At 51.0% G+C, this 18,684-nt stretch carries 9 protein-coding genes; 2 read left to right on the top strand and 7 right to left on the bottom strand.

Going from position 1 to position 18,684, the window contains the following annotated elements; all coding sequences use genetic code 11:
- Window positions 1–223: 223 nt before the first annotated feature.
- The 4 genes from ABD880_RS04780 to ABD880_RS04765 form a co-directional block, all read right to left on the bottom strand.
- Complete coding sequence (locus tag ABD880_RS04780; RefSeq protein ID WP_345162880.1) at window positions 224–2,542, bottom strand: glycoside hydrolase family 65 protein; 2,319 nt, start codon at window positions 2,540–2,542, stop codon at window positions 224–226.
- A 287-nt stretch (window positions 2,543–2,829) separates the two neighbouring features.
- On the bottom strand, window positions 2,830–3,486 hold the full coding sequence (gene pgmB, locus ABD880_RS04775; protein WP_345162877.1) for a beta-phosphoglucomutase: 657 nt from the start codon (window positions 3,484–3,486) through the stop codon (window positions 2,830–2,832).
- A gap of 93 nt (window positions 3,487–3,579) precedes the next feature.
- Window positions 3,580–5,472, bottom strand: a complete 1,893-nt coding sequence (locus ABD880_RS04770) for a glycoside hydrolase family 13 protein (protein WP_345162874.1) — start codon at window positions 5,470–5,472, stop codon at window positions 3,580–3,582.
- 82 nt (window positions 5,473–5,554) lie between these two features.
- Window positions 5,555–8,179: an alpha-L-rhamnosidase-related protein gene (locus ABD880_RS04765; protein WP_345162871.1), complete on the bottom strand. Its 2,625-nt coding sequence runs from the start codon at window positions 8,177–8,179 to the stop codon at window positions 5,555–5,557.
- Window positions 8,180–8,378: 199 nt separating this feature from the next.
- Between ABD880_RS04765 and ABD880_RS04760 the strand changes: the two genes are divergently transcribed.
- On the top strand, window positions 8,379–9,536 hold the full coding sequence (locus ABD880_RS04760) for an alpha/beta hydrolase (protein WP_345162868.1): 1,158 nt from the start codon (window positions 8,379–8,381) through the stop codon (window positions 9,534–9,536).
- 414 nt (window positions 9,537–9,950) lie between these two features.
- Here the strand turns inward: ABD880_RS04760 and ABD880_RS04755 are convergent, their stop codons facing one another.
- From ABD880_RS04755 to ABD880_RS04745, 3 genes are all read right to left on the bottom strand, one after another.
- Window positions 9,951–10,952, bottom strand: a complete 1,002-nt coding sequence (locus ABD880_RS04755; protein ID WP_345162865.1) for a PorP/SprF family type IX secretion system membrane protein — start codon at window positions 10,950–10,952, stop codon at window positions 9,951–9,953.
- A gap of 3 nt (window positions 10,953–10,955) precedes the next feature.
- Entirely contained in the window at window positions 10,956–14,537 is a 3,582-nt protein-coding gene (locus tag ABD880_RS04750; protein ID WP_345162861.1) for an Ig-like domain-containing protein, read from the bottom strand.
- Between the two features lie 576 nt (window positions 14,538–15,113).
- Complete coding sequence (locus ABD880_RS04745) at window positions 15,114–16,091, bottom strand: ROK family protein (protein WP_345162858.1); 978 nt, start codon at window positions 16,089–16,091, stop codon at window positions 15,114–15,116.
- Window positions 16,092–16,545: 454 nt separating this feature from the next.
- On the opposite strand from ABD880_RS04745, the gene gyrB reads away from it, so the two are divergent.
- On the top strand, window positions 16,546–18,513 hold the full coding sequence (gene gyrB, locus ABD880_RS04740) for a DNA topoisomerase (ATP-hydrolyzing) subunit B (RefSeq protein ID WP_345162855.1): 1,968 nt from the start codon (window positions 16,546–16,548) through the stop codon (window positions 18,511–18,513).
- Window positions 18,514–18,684 lie beyond the last annotated feature (171 nt).

Genomic DNA, 18,684 nt, shown 5'->3' with positions numbered 1-18,684 from the left:
ATAAAATGACATTAAATCAACTTTCTGGCGCGAGTCTTCAGACTAGTGCCTATAGATGGTTGGAGTCTCCAGACTCCATTTTTTACTGGTATTTCCCAGTGAGTCTGGAGGCTCACTTCATCCTTGTCACGAGACTAAAGTCTCTCGCCAGTTCTTATTAGGAAAAAAGCTTCCGTTTTTGGCCTAAATTCAAGAAAACAGGCCAAAAACGGAAGCGGCATCTTTACGCTACTTGATGCGCCAGTTGCACCTTGCCATTGGCCTCAATGGTCTGGGGCTGGTCAAAGATAGTTAGCGACAACGGCTGGATGTGCTGGTTCTCAATCACCACGCCTTCCTTGTTCACTTTCACATTCAATAGATGGCCTCTGAACCTAATCTTGAAAGAGTAGCTGGACCAACCCGCTGGAATGAAAGGATTAAAGTGCAGCTGGTTGTCCCGCACGCGCATGCCGCCAAAACCCTGTACCACGCTCATCCAGGTGCCCGCCATGCTGGTGGTATGGCATCCGTCCTCTGTGTCGTTGTTGTAGTCGTCCAAATCCAGACGCGCGGTGCGCAGGTAAAACTCATAGGCACGCTCTTCGTCGCCCAGCTTGGCCGCCAGGATGGAGTGCACACACGGGCTCAACGAGGATTCATGTACCGTGCGCGGCTCATAGAAGTCATAGTTTCTCCGGATGGTCTCCAGGTCATAGCGGTCCTCGAAGAGGTAGATGCCCTGCAACACGTCGGCCTGCTTGATGAACACCGAGCGCAGGATTCTGTCCCAGGACCATTTCTGGTTCAGCGGGCGGTCTTCGGCGGGAAGGTCTTTTACTAGGGTCTGCTCTTTGTCCAGGAATCCGTCCTGCTGCAAGAAGATGCCTAGGTCCTTGTCCTCGGCGTAGAACATGTGGTCAATCACGTGTTGCCACTGCTCGGTTTCCTTGGCTACGTCCAGGTTCATGACGCCCACCAATTCCTGGTAGCGCGATGGGTTAGTTTCCTGCACGTGCTTCAGGGCTTTGAGCGTATACTCCAGCGTCCAGGTGGCAATGGTGGACGTGTACCAGTTGTTGTTGACGTTGTTCTCGTACTCGTTCGGGCCGGTCACGCCCAGCATCACGTACTGGTTTTTGGCCGCCGACCAGTTCACGCGCTGTGCCCAGAACCGGGAGATGCCCACCAATACCTCCACACCGTATTCGGCTAGGTAGGCGTCATCTCCAGTGTACCTAATGTAGTCATAAATGGCATGCGCAATGGCGCCGTTACGGTGAATCTCCTCAAAGGTGATTTCCCACTCATTGTGGCACTCCTCGCCGTTGATGGTCACCATGGGGTACAAAGCGGCACCATTCGTAAAGCCCAGTTTCTCCGCATTCTCAATGGCTTTCTGCAAATGCTTATAGCGGTACACCAAGAGGTTGCGTGCCACTTGTTGGTCGGCGGTGGCCAAGTAGAACGGAAGGCAGTACGCCTCGGTGTCCCAGTAGGTAGACCCACCGTATTTCTCGCCGGTAAAGCCTTTCGGACCGATGTTTAGGCGTTCATCCTCGCCGGTGTAGGTTTGGTTGAGTTGGAAGATGTTGAAGCGGATGCCTTGCTGGGCGGCGGCGTCGCCTTCAATGACAATGTCGCTTTCTTCCCACTTGGCGGCCCAGGCGTCGATCTGCTCTAACAGCAACTGCTGGAACCCCTTGGCATAAGCCTCAGCGATAACTTGTTTGGTGTTGGCAAGCAATTGCTCCTTCGGATGGTTTTCTGACGAAAGGTTGGCGGCAATTTTATAGACAATCAGGTCTTGGTCTTGGTTGGCAGCCACGGTAAAGGTAGAGGCCACATACTTGGAGGTCTCCGTAGTGGTGGCGTCCACAGCAACTTCTTCGCCGTCCAGCGTCACCTTGATTTTCTGACCGGTGCAGACATGGAAAGCGGTCTTCTTGGTCTCAGCGGTCACATAGCCTTCCAAGCCCTGGGCTTCTTTCTGTACCTCGTTCCAGAACTTCTCGTCATAGTTAGAATCGGCGTTCATCACGTCCACGTCCACGAAGGGAGTGAAGGTGATGTTGCCCGAGAAGTTCAAAGGGGTGAGGCAGTATTTGATGGCACCTACCTCATCGTCCACGATGCTGGTAAAGCGCTTGGCCACCACGCGCACTTGCTTGCCGCTGGGCAGCTGCGCCGTGAAGGTACGCTCCAACCAGCCTTCGCGCATGTTCAGCTCCCGTCTGAATTCCAGCACCTGGCAGTGGTGCAGGTCCAGGGTTTCGCCGTCAATGGTCACGTCAATGCCAATCCAGTTGGCGGCGTTTAATACCTTGGCGAAGTATTCTGGATAGCCGTTCTTCCACCAGCCCACGCGGGTTTTGTCTGGGTAGTACACACCGGCCACGTAGTTTCCCTGCAGGGTCTCGCCGGTGTAGGTTTCCTCAAAGTTGGCGCGCTGGCCCATGCGCCCGTTGCCCAAACTGAATACGCTCTCCGATATTCTATTATACTCCGGACGGAAGCCTTCTTCTATGATGGACCATTCGTCTATGGTAAGGTATTGCTTCATGCTTTTAAGATGTTAGTAGCTAGATGCTAATAGCTAGTCTTTTTAATTTCTTATCTGATGTTCGTTTTTGGCCTGTTTTCTGGAAACTAGGCTAAAAACGGTTATTTATTTAGGTACTTCTGCGTCCCCCTTTGAAGGGGGTAGGGGGATGATTAGCTTCTGATGATGACTAAAAAATAATCAAGATTAAGTATTAACTCCTTTTAGGGAAGCTATTCAAACTTGTAACTTCTTTGTCATCCCCCAACCCCCTTCAAAGGGGGACGAAATGCGTGTCTATTAACGGATTACTTCTCCAACTCTCTCAATTTGGCGACTGACATTTCGGTCATGTCTTTCACCACGATGTCTGCCAGCGCCAAGGTCTCTGGTTCACCTACGCCTACGCACAGCATGCCTGCGTTCTTGGCGGCCTCTACGCCGGCTACGGCGTCTTCAAAGACTACGCAGTTTTCAGGCTGTACGCTCAAGGCTTCGGCGCCTTTTAAGAACACCTCTGGGTCTGGTTTGCCGTTGATGACATGACGGCCGTCAATGATGGCGTCAAAATAGCCTAGCAAACCGGTACGCTCCAGAATCAACTGGGCGTTCTTACTCGCCGAACCTAAGGCAATCAGAATTCCTTCTTGCTTAAGGGCCTTCAGGAAATCCACTACGCCGGGCAGAATCTCGGCGGGCGTCATTTGGGCCACGTCTTTCAAGTACTCGGTGTTTTTCTGCTCGCAAAGGGCCAGCATCTTCTCCTGCTCCAGGGTCTGGTTGCCAATCTCCAGGATAATCTCCAGGGACCGCACGCGGCTCACGCCCTTCAAGCGCTCATTGTCCTCTTCGGTGAATTCTATACCCAGGCTGTTGGCAAGGTCCCGCCAGGCTTTGTAATGGTACACGGCGGTGTCTACTAAAACGCCGTCTAAGTCAAAAAGGCACGCTGTTATCTGGCTCATTTACTTCTTTTCTTGTAAGGTTATACCTCTCAATGGAGGGTTGAAGGTAAGGTCGTTTTCGGCCTGTTTTCCAGAAAATAGGCCAAAAACGGTTTATTTCTGTAGCTCTAGCACCAAGGCGGTCTTGGCCGGAATCTTAATACTGGCCAGGCCGCTTACCGGCTGGTTGGTGATTACGTTCTGGGCTTTGGTGAAGCCGGCTGTACGCTCTGCGAAACGCTCGGTTTTTAAATCAACCTCTTTGTTTGTGGTATTGGTGGCCACCATCACGGTTTTGTCCTGGTTGTACCTGAAGTACACGTAGATACCGTCCTGCGGTACAAACTGCATCAGTTTACCAGAGTGCAGGGTAGGGGTGTTCTTGCGGTAGTTGGCCAGGGTCTTTACAAAATTGAAGGCGTCATTCTCACGCTCACTTCTCCCTGAGGCCAAGAACTTGTTCTCCTTGTCACCGGCAAAACCACCCGGGAAATCCTTGCGCACCTCGGCGTCCGAAGGGTCCTTGAAGTTCTTCATCAGAATCTCGGTGCCGTAGTACAGGGACGGAATGCCACGTGTGGTCAAGAGCCAGGTCATGCCCATTTTGTACTTGTTCAGGTCTTCGCCTATTACGGAGAAGTAGCGGTTCATGTCATGGTTGTCCAGGAAGGTCACCAGTTTCATGGGGTCTTCATAGACGGCGTCCTGCGCCAAGACTTGGTGCACTTTGCTCACGCCTTCGTCCCAGCCGAAGTTTTGGTTTAGGGCGTCATTGATGGCGTTGAATAAGACGAAATCCAGCGTGCCGGGTTGGTTGCTCTTGAACGGGAAGTTGATGTTGTTGCGCGTAAAACGGGCCTGCGCGATGACATTGTTCACCCAGCTCTCCCCGAAGATGTGGATGTTGGGGTACTCGTCCAGCAGGGCCTGGTTACAGCGGTTCATGAACTGGTCCTCGTTGTACATGTAGGTGTCAATGCGCCAGGCATCCACGCCAAAGTGCTCGACCGTCCAGATGGCATGCTGAATGAGGTAGTTCTCCACCAACTTGTTGTCATGGTTCAGATCAGGCATGAAAGGCGTGAACCAACCGTTGAGCATGATGTCCCAGTCCGCTTTGGAGCCGTTGGGGTCAATGATGGGCTGGAACTTGTGCGAGGTGTTGGTGTAGCTGGGGAACTGGTGCACCCAGTCTTTGCTGGGCAGGTCTTTGATAAACCAGTGGTTGATGCCCACGTGGTTGTACACGGCGTCCTGCACAATTTTCATGCCTCTCGCGTGCGCCGCCTGGGCTAGTTTTTTGTACGCTTCGTTGCCACCCAAGCGGCGGTCTACGTTGTAATGGTCCGTGAAGGCGTAGCCATGGTAGGCACTGCGCTTGGTACCGCCTTCATCCGTTAGTGGTTGGTTGTTTTCAATGACCGGGTTCAGCCAAAGCGCCGTCACTCCAAATTCCTGAAAATAATCTAAGTGGTTCTGAATCCCCTGTATGTCACCGCCGTGACGTAGGAATGGGTTGTTCCGGTCGGCGTTGGGGTCGGCCATTTCCTTGAACTTGTCGTTCTTGGGGTCGCCGTTAGAGAAGCGGTCAGGCAGGACCAGGTATATGAAGTCAGAGCCGTTTAGGCCTTGGGCCTTCGGTTCTGCGGTACGGGCTTTCAGTTCATACGTACGCTTGATGGTCTTGCCGCCTTTTTTACCAGTCAAAGTGAAGCTACCCGCTTTGGCGGTAGGCGCAATGGTCACATCAATAAAGGCGTAGTTAGGGTTTTCTACTTTATTGGTCTTCACCAAGGTCACACCCGGATGGCTCAAGGAGTAGTCATAGGTACCAGCATTAGGGCCGTACACCAAGAGTTGCAGGTTGGGGTTTTTCATGCCCACCCACCAGAACGTAGGATCTATACGGGTGATGCCGTCTTTTTTCTGGGCCTGCGTGGTGAAAGTGACCAGCAACAAAAGCAAGAAGCTCAATCTGCCGGCCAAGCCGAAGGGGAATTTCCGCATACGTTTATCTTTATTAATTTATCTAAATTTATTGTTAAGTCATTTTAGGCCTAATTTCCAGAAAACAGGCTAAAAACGAAGCTTATTTTTTGGCTCTTAGCCAGGTCAATCGCAGGTGGTCTAACAGGGCTTCATTGACATCGCCGTTCATATTCTCGTCTGACGCTTCCAGGGAAAGTGTAAACGTATGGATGCCTTTAGGCAAGTACAGTTGCTGCGCGTTCGAATAGCCCCAGTTAGACCATTCGTCGAAACCGCGCTGCGGAAACACCATGGCGCCTATACGTTTTCCATTGACAGCCAGGCTCCGGATGGACGCTTTGTTGTCGGTGTTGATAGGGCCGCTTCCGTTGGCATATCTAAAGTCCAGTGCGTAATATCCGTTTTCATTCACCTGCACTTTAAACATAAATGGCGCTTGCCCTTTCTTGATTTCTGTATAGCCTTTGCCAGTGAATCCTGCAGCGTTGTGGGCTTTTGAAGAAATTGTAGTTTCTAGTTCTACCACAATGGAGCGATCAATTCTAAGTGGTTCACTTAAAAAGGACTCGGTACCATTTTTATCAACCGCCTTAACTTGGAGTTCTGTAGGTATAATTTGATTGCCGGTAACAATTGCGAAAGTTGTGTTTTTAGTCTCACTTTCTTTCCCGTTGTATAAAACTTTATAAGAAGCTGCCTGCGACACCGAAGGCCAACTCACCACTCCATTTTTGTATGTAATTTGCGGTGTAGTAGGGGAGAATAAGTGCTCCACCATTTTAGAGGGAGAGGTAGTTCCTAGATCGCCGGCCAAAATCATTCTAAGCGTATGCTGGCCTGTCAAAGAGGCTGGCACTTCGGCGTTCTCTAGGCGTTTACCGTCCAGATATACTTCTTTTAGTTGCGTGCCGTGGCCTTCTAATTTTATGTTTAAGACGGCTTTTCTGAAAGGGAAGTTGGTTAAGGTTTTCTTACCTGCAAAGTTGGCTGGCACTACGGGTTTAAAGACCAGTTTGTCTTGCTCAAACTTCATCCCGAAGAACACTCTGTACACCATGGCCAGATTGCCAGCCACGCTCCATAATTGCCGGTCAGAGTTAATCTCAGTGCCTTTGTAATCACCGGTGGTAGCCACCAAGTTTTCTTTGTTGGTCAAGAACAAGGCAGCCGCGCGGTAGAGCGCACTCATGCTCTCAGATACTTTGGCGGTATGTCCGGCCTCAGCGGCGGCCCAGGTCCAATAGGCCTGCACAAAGGGCCACATGCTGTTGTTGTGGTAGGGCGGAATCTCTGGGATGTACGGGTAGATGCTAGGAATGCCGTAGTTAGTCTGCGGCGTGTTGTTTAATACCTGTGTTTGGCGCTCACCGTCTGCAATGCCATATAAAATGGTTAGGGCTTCACCCAATGCTTCGGCCTTGGGTGACAAGCTCACGTGTAGGCGTCCGTACAGGTACTGGCCATAGTACTTATGCTCCTCAGACCAAAGCTTTTCATTGATTCCCTGCTTAATTAGATTCGCTAATTGGCTGTACTGCTGGCTAGGCTGTCCCAGGCGCTGGGCCATCTGTTCCAGAATACGGTAGGTCTGGTAATGCACGGCGTTGGTACCCAAATTAAGCGACTCGTAAATGTCCACGGGTTGCATCCAGAGCGGGTAGGTCTGCTTGCGCCAATCCAGGAAAGAGGACTCGCCGCGCATCAGGCCAGTCTTTGGGTCTTGCACGGTCAATAAATCTTCCTCCGCTGATTTTTTAATGATAGCAAAAGCCTGCTGTAACCAATTCTGGTCTCCCGTTACTACATACACTTCCCAGGCGGCTAGGGCCCAGGTCATGCGGTCAGAGGAGATAGGCCAGGAACCACCCGTGCCGGTGTCCTGAATAATGCGTCCGTCTTTGACTTTGCGCAGCAGGCTGTTCTTAGAAATCTCGGGGTGAATGGCCGCCAAGGCTAACACAATGCTATAGCTGATGTCCCGCGTCCAGACGCCGTCCCATTTGGCTCCGGCCATAAAGGTCTGGTCAGGGCGTATGTCCAGCATTGACTCTTCTAAAGACATGTTGTATAAAGCATCTAGCAAGACGTGGCTAGAGCTAAACTGCGGTAGGCGGCTAATGTCCTTATTTAGCTTCCACTCAGAGGCGGTGAAGTTTTCTGGGTTGTAGGCGTTGAATGTGAGCGTAACAGTATAAATGCCGTCTTTGTCGGGATCTGTTAGTTGCAGGTGCTGGCGGCTGGGCAGGTTCTCAAAATCCCAGCTCAAGGGCTCAGAACCTCCAGCCACAAAGACGCCTTTAAAATCCTGGGTATAGAGCTTGTCCCCGTTAGAAGACGTGTAATAGCCTTGCTTCTGAAAAGCCTCCAATACTTGCCGCATGTCCAACTTAATAGTAACCTCGGTGTTGGGCTCAAGGAAATCGTTGGCCTTGGCAGTAGGCGTTATGGCATCTTGTTGCCCAAACACTATAATTGGCGTTACCACTTTGCCATTAACGGGTTGTAAAACCAAGTGGTGGTTTACGCCCACCGGCAGCTCATTGTCTTTGCCGTTTAAGCTGAATTTGAATTCAATGAGCCGGTTAAACGTCTGGTTGGCAGGACTTTGGTAGGTAGACCGCAAATGCGTAGGGGATATGGCTACCGCCTCGTTTTTTCCCTGCACCACCCTGTTAGAAAAGAGGGAGTACGCGGCAGACGTATATAGAACCGAATCAGAAGGCATGGGCGCTGAAGCATTTCTGGTGCATGATAAAAAAGCACAACTGGCTATTAGTAATACGGGAATTGCTTTTTTATACATGCCTTTGGGATGTTTGGGGTCCAGGGCCTAGCGTTTCTTTGCTAGTTTTATAATATTTACACCAAAAATAATAAGATTTGTGAGAGGGAAATCGATTTCCTTGATTTTAAAATGCCAAATTATGAAAAACAGCTTCAGAACTAAGCTGATGACCCTGTTGCTTCTAGGCGTGGGCGTGCAAACCGCCTTGGCGCAGGTCACTTTTGAGGTGACCAAGGTTCCAGCCAAAACCCCTGCCCAAGACACGCTTTTCCTGGCCGGCAACCACAACAACTGGAACCCCCGAAACAAAGCCCATAGCTTTAAAAAGGCAGCCAACGGACGTTATTACCTAACCATGCCTTCTGGCAAGGAAGAATTGGAATACAAAATAACGCGCGGTAGCTGGGCCACCGGTGAAGCTTTTACCAATGGCGTGGCTAAAAACAATAGAATCTATCTGGCCAAGAAACCTATAGATACAGTACGTTTGGAAATAGAAAGCTGGTCAGATTTTCATGACAGCCCTGACAAGGTGCACACAGCCAGCGCCAACGTGAAAATCCTGAGCAATGAGTTCTGGATGCCCCAGTTAAACCGAAGCCGCCGCGTTTGGATTTACCTGCCACCCGACTACGCCACCTCCGGCAAAAAATACCCGGTGCTGTATATGCACGACGGGCAGAATTTGTTTGACGCTTTTTATGGCTTCAGCGGGGAGTGGGGCATTGACGAATCCATGGACAAGCTGTTCCAAGAGAAAGGCCTGAGCGCAATAATTGTTGCCCCAGACAACGGCGGTGACCAGCGCATGAATGAATACACCCCCTGGAAGAACGAGAAATACGGCGGCGGCCAAGGCGAGGCCTACGTTGATTTTCTGGCCTACACCTTAAAGCCTTACATAGACGCGCACTATAGAACCATGCCTGAGAAAAAGTACACAGGCGTGGCCGGAAGCTCCATGGGCGGTTTGATTTCTTTGTACGCTGCCATTAAGCACCCAAGCGTATTTGGCAAGGCGGGCGTCTTTTCCCCGGCCTTCTGGGTTTCTCCTGAAGTATACGACTACGTTTCTAAAAACAAAGTGCCCAAAGACCTGAAAGTGGTGATGTTGGCCGGCGAAAAAGAAGGAAAAGACATGGTGCCCGACATGGCCAGAATGCGCGATTTGCTTCTGCAGAAAGGCCTAAAAAAGAAGAACCTCCAATATGAAGTCCACGCCGACGGAGAGCACAAAGAATCCTTCTGGCAACGCGAATTCCCAGACGGCTTCACCTGGTTGTTTGGCAAGAAATAACTTCCAGTATAACTAGAGGATTTACAATCTGACGGACCGTTTTTAGCCTGTTTTACAGAAAACAGGCTAAAAACGGTCCGTCTGTTTTTTTTGACAGGAAGGGTTGATCCCAGCTATTCCCAACCTATTTGCCAATAATTTAAGATGTTAAGCCTCCCATGTTTTTAGCGGCGCAATCATTTTTTTAGCGACGGTTTACCTTTTGATCGCCTAGACATACTCGCATTTCTGGTGTGACCAGAAACAATCAATAGAAAGTAGCCACTTGCGTTTGGATTTCCTACCAATCAGGCCTAAAGACATTCGGCTGAGTGTCTTTCCCTTAGTTAAAAACAAAAAGTGCCGCCGTCGTTTTTGGCCTCCTTTTCAGGAAATAGGGTAAAAACGACGGCGGCACTTTTTAAGTGAATTGGATTAATTCATCCAGCGTGGGCACAGCACTTTTCCTCTGTTAAAGAGACGCACCCCCACGGTTACTTCATGCGATCCAGAGTTGGCGATGTTGAGGTTAGAGGTGTTATAGTCATATGCGTAACTGGCTTCCAGGAAATGGGTGAAGTTTATTCCCAGCATGGCGGCATAGGCGTCTTTGGCGCGGTAGGTGGCCCCTACCCAGAAACGGTCAGCATACACGGCGCGCAGATTGGCGTCTACCGTAGTAGGGCTAGGCGAGGCTATCTTCACCAACACTGATGGAATCAACGTCACCGCAGGTCCCACCCTAAACTTATAACCAGCCATCCCAAAGAAATGCCTCTGAACTATGCCCTCCGTAATAGATCCCTCAGAAGCCCTTAACTCGGTGTGTAACAACTGTGCCCCAGAAAAGCCAAGGTAGAAATTAGGGGCGTAAATCCAGGTGCCCAAGCCTACGTCAATGAAATTTCGGTTCAGGAAGTCACTGCCTAACGCGGGCTCTGCCGGGTTGGAGAAAGTAGCCTCGCTTGCATTGAAACTGTTTCTTAGAATTCCGCCGTGGGCCCCTACAGACACTGTAATGCTTCTGGTTACCGGTAGGTGGTAGGCATAGGAAAGGTTGACATTGGTTCGGCGTAAAGGACCGGCCTTGTCTACCACCGCCATAATGCCCACGCCGTGGTGCGGGTACGCCGGCACAAATTTGTTCTTGTTCACAGACCTAACGCCGCTGGGGCTAGAGGCGCTTCTCACGCTCCCCACGGCCTTGTTAAGCGGCGTATGGGCACTGAAATAATAGGTTTTTGGTGCTCCTTCCAAACCCACCCACTGCTGGCGCGAGCCAAGTTTGACATCTGTATAATCTTCAATACCCGTAATGGCGGGGTTAAGCAGATAGCTGTTGATCATGTACTGGGTGTATTGCGGGCGTTGCTGGGCCCAGGCCGTGGTAGAGAGCACCAGCATCAATCCCCAAAGTGACAGTGAGTTTTTCATCATGGTTTATTTGATAATGGTGACACTTCCTTTCAAAGGATTCTCTTCCTGGTTCAGCCTGATGATGTAGTAGTAAGTGTCTACCGGCAGAGCCTTTCCGTTGTATGTGCCGTCCCATGGCGTGGCGTAGCCTTTGGACGTGTAAATGCGCTGGCCCCATCTGTTGAAAATCTCAATGGAGATCTCTGGGAAGTTGCTCACGTTGCCTATGTCCCAGGTCTCATTGATGCCATCACCGTTAGGAGAGAAGGTGTTCACTATTTTGAGCCCGCCAATCACAGTCACCGTCACCTCGTCCGTGTCGGTGCACCCGTTGGCGTCTGTCACTTGCAAGGTATAGGTGGTGGTCACAATAGGGCTGGCCGCCGGATTGGCTGCCGTGGTACTGCTCAAGCCCGTAGCCGGCGACCAGAGGTAGGTGGCACCGCCGCTTCCGCGCAAGGTGGCCGCCTGTCCTTCAATGATAGTAGCGTCTGGCCCGGCATCTGCCACGGCATTGCTGACCGTCACGGTTACCTGGGTGCGCGTAACGCTTACGCATTGGTTGGTGTTCTTGGCCTGCACATAATAGTTGGTAGTCGCCGTCAAAGGTCCCGTCTGGAACTCAGGCCCAATGAATACCGGAGTGCCGCCTTCTGGCGTATTGAACCACTCAAACACGCCACCCGTCCCGTTTGCCCGCAGCGTCACAGACTCTCCCGCACATGATGTGACGTTAGCGGATTGTACCATGGGCGCCACCGGTGATGGTTCCACTGAGATTAAAATCACATTGGAGATGCTAGGCGGACAGGTATTGCCAGCCGAGGTGACCAGCCTGCGGTACCAGGTGTTTAAGTTGGTGGGAGGAGGCGTGTAATTCTGAGAGGTGGCCCCGGCAATGTTCTGGAAACCGTCGGTGCCGTTGGTGGTGCTTTTTTGCCACTGAATGCTCAGCGTGCCTGAACCACCAGAAGGAACGGAGCCCGAGAAGGAGGTACTGGTATTTTGACAAACCGAGGTTTGAGAAGCCGTAATGGTGTTGTCATTGATGGTAGCGCTCACCGTGATTTTAACGATGTTGCTGGCCAGGGAATCACAGCCCCCAGAAGAAACCAGCCTTCTGAAGAACGTAGTTTGCGAAAGCACCCCAGGCGTGTAGTTTTGGCCGGTGTTGTTGCCAGCCGCCGTCTGGAAATCTTCGGCGTTCCCCGTTAGGCTACTTTCCCAGCGATAATTTTTAGTAAGCACGCCACCAGTTGGGACATTACCTGTCAACGGTGCCGGGGCTGTCCCGCTGGCGCAAATTTCCTGATTGCCTTCAATGGTGTTATTGGTCAGTTTAGGTGTAACCCTTATCTCTACCACAGCCGCAGACGCCTGGTCACAGGCAGAGCTAATGACGCGCCTTCTAAAGAAGGTAGTTTGGGTTAAAATGCCCGGGCTGTAGTTCTGCTGGGTGTTGACGCCCGGCGCCTCTGTAAATCCGTTGGTGGCGTTATTGCTGCTTTCCCACAGGAAAGTAACCCCGGCAATAGCGGTCCCGGTAATCTCAGGAGCCGTATCTCCTTCACAGATGGTGCTTAATCCGCCGCCGCCCACGTTGATGGTGTTGCCTTCTATGGCCGGACTCACGTTTACCACCACTACATTGCTGGTGTCTGGATTACAGGAGAAATTGGAGCGGGCAATGCGTCTAAACCAAGTGGTGGCTGCCAACGCACCCGGGGCATAATCCTGCGTAGTCACCCCCGAAAGGGTAGTAAATCCTGCCGTTTCACTGGTGGTGCTTTTCTGCCAGACATAGGTAGGAACCGCATTGCCTTCTTTGGCCGCACTGCCTGTAATGGTGCCTGGTCCTGAGCCTGCGCAAATCTGGGAGTTGGTGCCTTCAACGGCTATGGTATTGTCGGTGATGCCCGGTGTCACGTTGACGGTGAACGGCGTGCGGGTGGCGCTTTCACACCCCTTGTCCGTGACGGCAGAAACGTAATAGGTAACCGAGGCGCTCAGGGTGTCTGTGGTATAGTCCCTTCCGGTTTTCAAGGGTGTTCCTCCGGCCGGGTCACTGTAAAAGTTAAAGGACACACCGGGGCCCGTGGGTCTGATTAAAGCCGCTGTCTCGTTGCAAATCTGCGTGGAGGTTCCAGAAAACGTAGGGGCCGTGGGTATGTCATTGATGGTAATGGTGGCCGTGGCCATCTGCTGTTCCACCTCATCAGAGGCGCCGCACTCATTCCTGACTACGACCGTGACCGTGTACACGCCCACATTCGGGAATCTGATTTCAGGCGCTTGGTCTTGCAACGTGGTTCCATTGATAGCCGTGGCTCCGCCTGCCCCAGATACCGTCCAGGCATAAGAACTTATAGTGCCTAGGTTGGCATCAAACTGTACCAAATCACCATTAAACTTGACCGTGGCCGGCGCGCCGCAGTAGGTAGAATCTGCCTGCATCCGTACCTCTGGCAAGGCAATCAAGACGCTTTGCTCGGTAGAATCCTTACCGCAGGAGTTGGACACGAACAACTTGATGGTAAACCTGCCCTTCGTCTTAAAACTGAAGATGGGACTCTGTGACGTATTGTTAGTATCCTCAATGTATTCTACGTCACTGTTGCCCGCCTCTTGGCCATTGTTGTTGAGCACCTGCCATTCATAGGCCAGATTCCCACCCCGGCTGCTGTCGGTGTCCACGGTTACTTTCACAGGCACGCAGTCTGCCGGGTTTATGCGCTCTTTGTTGGGGGTGAAGTGGGCTTTGGGTTTTCGGCTTACCTGGTAGTCAATGGTGTAGACAGAATCACATCCATTGGCGCCTATGGCTCTTATGGTGATTGGAAAGGCTCCCGTGGTGTCATAAGGAACCGTGTTTCTAATAGGCTTAGAGGCTGTGAAGTCTGCGGGTGAAAATACTTTAGGACCAGCCCCGTCACCAAAGTCTACCACGTAAGAGGCTATGTTATTGGGGACAGGCGTTTGGTTAAGCAGAGAGGCCGTCTGTTTAATCACCTTTTGGCTGTCTGGCACGCAGACAATGAAATTGCTGCTGTCTTTGGGGGGGCTAAACGCCGGAATCTGCGCCACTGAAATAGTGGTAGACCGTGTAGGGGATGTGCAACCGTCTGTCGTCACTGCATATACCAGAGCAGTGTAGTTTACCGTGCCGGTGCCCACCGAATAGTAGGTGTGATTTACGGTTGTCCCCGAGGCTGTTCTACCATCGCCAAAATCCCATACATAGGAGGCGTTGGGCAAGGGACTGACAATGGAAAAAGAAACCGGCCGGCCGGCGCACTGGGTATTGTTGGGGTTGACTAAAAAAGTGGGTTGGGCCGGTTGCGGCGTAATAGTGACCGTAACGGGCGTAGAAGTTTTAGTAGTACAGGTGGCGCTACTTACCCTTACCGTGTAGCTGCCCGAAGAAGACGCGGTAAAGGAAACCCCGGTTGCGTTAGGAATGTCTGTGCCGTCCTTCTGCCATTGGTAGTTGAGGCCGGGACCGCTGTTGGCGGCCAAAGTCACCGCCTGGGGCTGGCAAACCGCCGCTGGGTTAGATGGTGTAATGACAGCAACGCAATCCTGCGCCCAACTTTGTGCGAGGTTCACAAAGAAGACGCAAAAAACAAGGAGGCATATTTTAAAATAGTACATCTTATTTCATAGAATAAGTAAAATTTTGGAAGGGCTGGCGCAGCCGCTGGCCTATAGGTTCTCTGTAAGGAACAAGTTGATTTTGAGGTATGTGCTTAAATGACCTATCGAAATTTCTGACGGATTGGATTTCTGGAGACTGTCCGGTAACCCATTCTCTGTGACGCTGCAAGAAACGCGATGATGGCTTGGATAAGGTTTGAGTTGCAATTGCTTTTACAGCATGTAAACACCAGTCAATATCTCTTCTCTTAAAAGAAGCGCAGGAGGCAAAACAATAATTATATGATGGAGGATGGAAAGCTGAATTGGTATTTAACCCTATTGCGCACTAACATGATGGCGCGTGGGATATTTGTAAATACTAATATTCTAAAGAAATGTTGCTATAAAGTTTGCCTGCCTGATTTTTGCCGCCATCATGGTTTTGGTTAAAACCCATTTTTGGCTTGTTTTCCAGAAATTAGGCCAAAAACGAAGAAGGCGCTACAAATGCAGCGCCTTCTTCGTTTAAAAAATATGTGGTTTTGGTTACGCCGTAGCGGCGCGTTCAATTTCATTCCAGGCCAAAGCGGCCGCGCCCATAACGGCGGTGTTGTTTAGGCCTAGGCCAGAAGGAAGAATCTTTACTTTGTTTTTGAAGACGTGCAAGAGGTTCTTTTCCATATGGTAACGTACCGGGTCAAACAAGAACTCCTCGGCGCGCACCAGTCCGCCGAAGAGGAAGATGGCCTCAGGGCTTAAGTGAGCCACGGTGTCGGCTAATTTCATGCCCAGCACTTTACCTGTGTACTCAAAGGCATCAATGGCAATCTTGTCCCCGCGCTTGGCGGCTTGCGTGATCATTTCGGCGGTAAGGTCGTTAAAGCTCACGCCGCGCAGTTCACTGTAGTCAATGGAGTCTGCCAACAATTTGTAGACGGTGCGCTTGATGCCCGTAGCAGAAACGTAGGTTTCAAGGCAGCCTTTTCTACCACAGCCGCACATGCGGCCGCGGCCGTTCACGTTCACCAGGGTATGGCCAATCTCGCCGGCGTTGCCGTCATGTCCATACACCAGCTGGCCGTTCACTACCAATCCGCTGCCCAGCCCGGTGCCTAAGGTGATGACCACAAAGTTGCGCATGTTCTTAGCGCCACCGTACACCATCTCGCCAATGGCGGCGGCGTTGGCGTCATTGGTCAAAAAGACCGGCATTTTAAAGTACTGCTTTAACAGGTCCACCAAAGGAACAATGCCGTGCCATTTGAGGTTAGGAGCGTTCTCAATGTTGCCGGTGTAGTAGTTGGCATTTGGAGCGCCTACGCCTACGCCGATGAGCGTGGCCTCGTCTTCAATTTTCTTGAACTTGGTTTGAACCTCTTGGTACAGGATGCGCAGGAAATCATGCACGGTTTCGCCTTCATTGGTAGAAAGCTCGCCTTGGGCCAAACTGATGCCATCACGGTCTAAGAAACCGAACTTGGTGTTGGTACCCCCAATGTCAATACCTAAAATTACGTCCTTCATGTGCTTTTGTAAAGAAAATAAGCGGAAGACAGTTTGCTAAAAAGGAAGACTGCCTAGGGTGATTCTGCAATAAAGCACGAAACTTAAGAAGAATAGTGCATTTACCCAAATGACACCTCTTGCTATTACCTGTCCTTGTTGGTGTAACGGTTTAAAAGTGAGTTAGTTGAAATTGCAATTAATCCTTGCGCCAAAGACAGTTTACAGCCAATTCTTAGTTTACACAGATAATTTTTAAGCGTTTTAAAGGGGAAGTCGTTTTTGGCTTGGTTTGGGTAAAACAGGCCAAAAACGCCCTTTGGTGGAGATAGGTCATGCCCCGTTGAGGATGGCCTTGTTTGCGGTTGGGAGAAGGTCATATTTTATTAAATTTCTCCTATATTTAGCGCGGTTTTACTGGGAAAAACGGATAAAATTCGGTATTTTTGTATGTTAATAACCCACCGATTACACCATGAGTGACATCGAACAAAACGCGATCAATAACAATCTTTCTTCTTATTCTGCAGACAGCATCCAGGTCCTTGAGGGGCTGGAGGCGGTACGTAAGCGTCCGGCCATGTACATTGGCGACATTGGCGTAAAGGGTCTGCACCACTTGGTATGGGAAGTAGTTGACAACTCCATTGACGAGGCCCTGGCCGGCCACTGCGATGAGATCAACGTGACCATCAATGAAAACAACTCCATCACCGTGTCAGACAACGGCCGTGGTATACCGGTAGATTTTCACCAGAAAGAGGGCCGTTCTGCCCTGGAGGTGGTCATGACCGTGTTGCACGCCGGCGGTAAGTTTGACAAAGACTCTTATAAAGTTTCTGGCGGTCTACACGGCGTGGGGGTTTCCTGCGTGAACGCCCTCTCTACCGACCTGCACGTGACCGTACACAAAAACGGAAAAATCTACGAGCAGCATTACAACATTGGTGCGCCTGCCTACCCGGTACGGGAGATTGGCACTACTGACAGAACAGGTACTACCGTTACGTTCCAGCCAGACGCCAGCATCTTTACGGTGACTGAGTACAAGTATGAGACCGTAGCTAGCCGTCTGCGCGAGCTTTCTTTCTTGAACAAAGGCATCAGAATCAACTTGACAGACCGCCGCGAGGTGATCTCTGAAGGTGAGTTCCTGAACGACTCCTTCTATTCCCAAGGTGGTCTGCGTGAGTTTGTGGCCTACCTGGAAGAAACCCGCGTCAACCTGATTCCTGATCCCATTTACGTGGAAAGCGAGAAAGGCGGTATTCCGGTAGAGATTGCCTTGAACTACAACACGTCTTACACAGAGAACATCTTCTCTTACGTTAACAACATCAACACCCATGAAGGCGGTACCCACGTGGCCGGTTTCAGACGCGCCTTGACCCGTACCTTGAAAAGCTACGCCGAGAAATCTGGCATGCTGGAAAAAGCCAAGGTAGAGATTCAGGGTGACGACTTCAGGGAAGGCCTAACCGCGGTGATATCTGTGAAAGTGCAGGAGCCGCAGTTTGAAGGCCAGACCAAAACCAAGCTGGGTAACTCAGATGTGATGGGCGCCGTGGACACGGTGGTAGGAGAGATCCTGAACCAGTTCCTGGAAGAAAACCCGAAAGAGGCACGCATTATCATCCAAAAAGTGATCTTGGCGGCGCAAGCCCGTCTGGCGGCCCGCAAGGCTCGTGAGATGGTACAGCGCAAGAACGTGATGGGCGGCTCTGGTTTGCCTGGTAAACTGGCTGACTGCTCTGACTCTGATCCTGAAGTGTGCGAACTGTACTTGGTAGAGGGTGACTCTGCGGGTGGTTCGGCTAAACAAGGCCGTGACCGTAAGTTCCAGGCCATTTTGCCTTTGCGTGGTAAAATCTTAAACGTAGAGAAGGCGCAGGAGCACCGCATCTATGAGAACGAAGAGATCAAGAACATGATCACCGCCTTGGGCGTGAGCTTCGGGACACCAGAGGATGACAAGGCGCTGAACATGAACAAACTGCGCTACCACAAAGTGATCATCATGACGGATGCGGACGTGGACGGTTCTCACATCAGAACCTTGATCCTGACGTTCTTCTTCCGGTACATGCGTGACTTGATTGACTCTGGCTACGTGTACATTGCATTGCCACCACTTTACCTGGTGAAGAAAGGCAAGGAGGAGCGTTACTGCTGGACCGAGCAAGATCGCATTGAGGCCGTGGCCGAACTAGGCAAAGGCAAGGAAGACAGCGTAGGCGTACAGCGTTACAAAGGTTTGGGTGAGATGAACCCTGAGCAGTTGTGGGAAACCACCATGCGCCCAGATACTCGCTCCCTTAAACGCGTTTCTGTTGAGTCTGCCGCCGAAGCCGATCACCTGTTCTCCATGCTGATGGGGGATGAGGTGGCTCCGCGCCGTGACTTCATTGAACGCAACGCCAAGTACGCCAAAGTAGACGTGTAAGGAATAAAAAGCTTCTTTTTCAGACAACCTTCGGGTAGAAATTGAAGTTGAATTATAGATGAAACACAAAAGCCTGCGGACTTGCAGGCTTTTGTGTTTCTATTCATGCTGACAAGCAAAAAGCTAGTATCTTAGCACAAGGCAGAAACGGGATGTTCCGCGTTTCAGAAA

It is taken from the genome of Nibribacter koreensis (assembly GCF_039541795.1).
Taxonomy (GTDB): Bacteria; Bacteroidota; Bacteroidia; order Cytophagales; family Hymenobacteraceae; genus Nibribacter; species Nibribacter koreensis.
The sequence above is the reverse complement of the archived record's forward strand: the minus strand, read 5'-3'. Positions and strand labels throughout refer to the sequence as shown.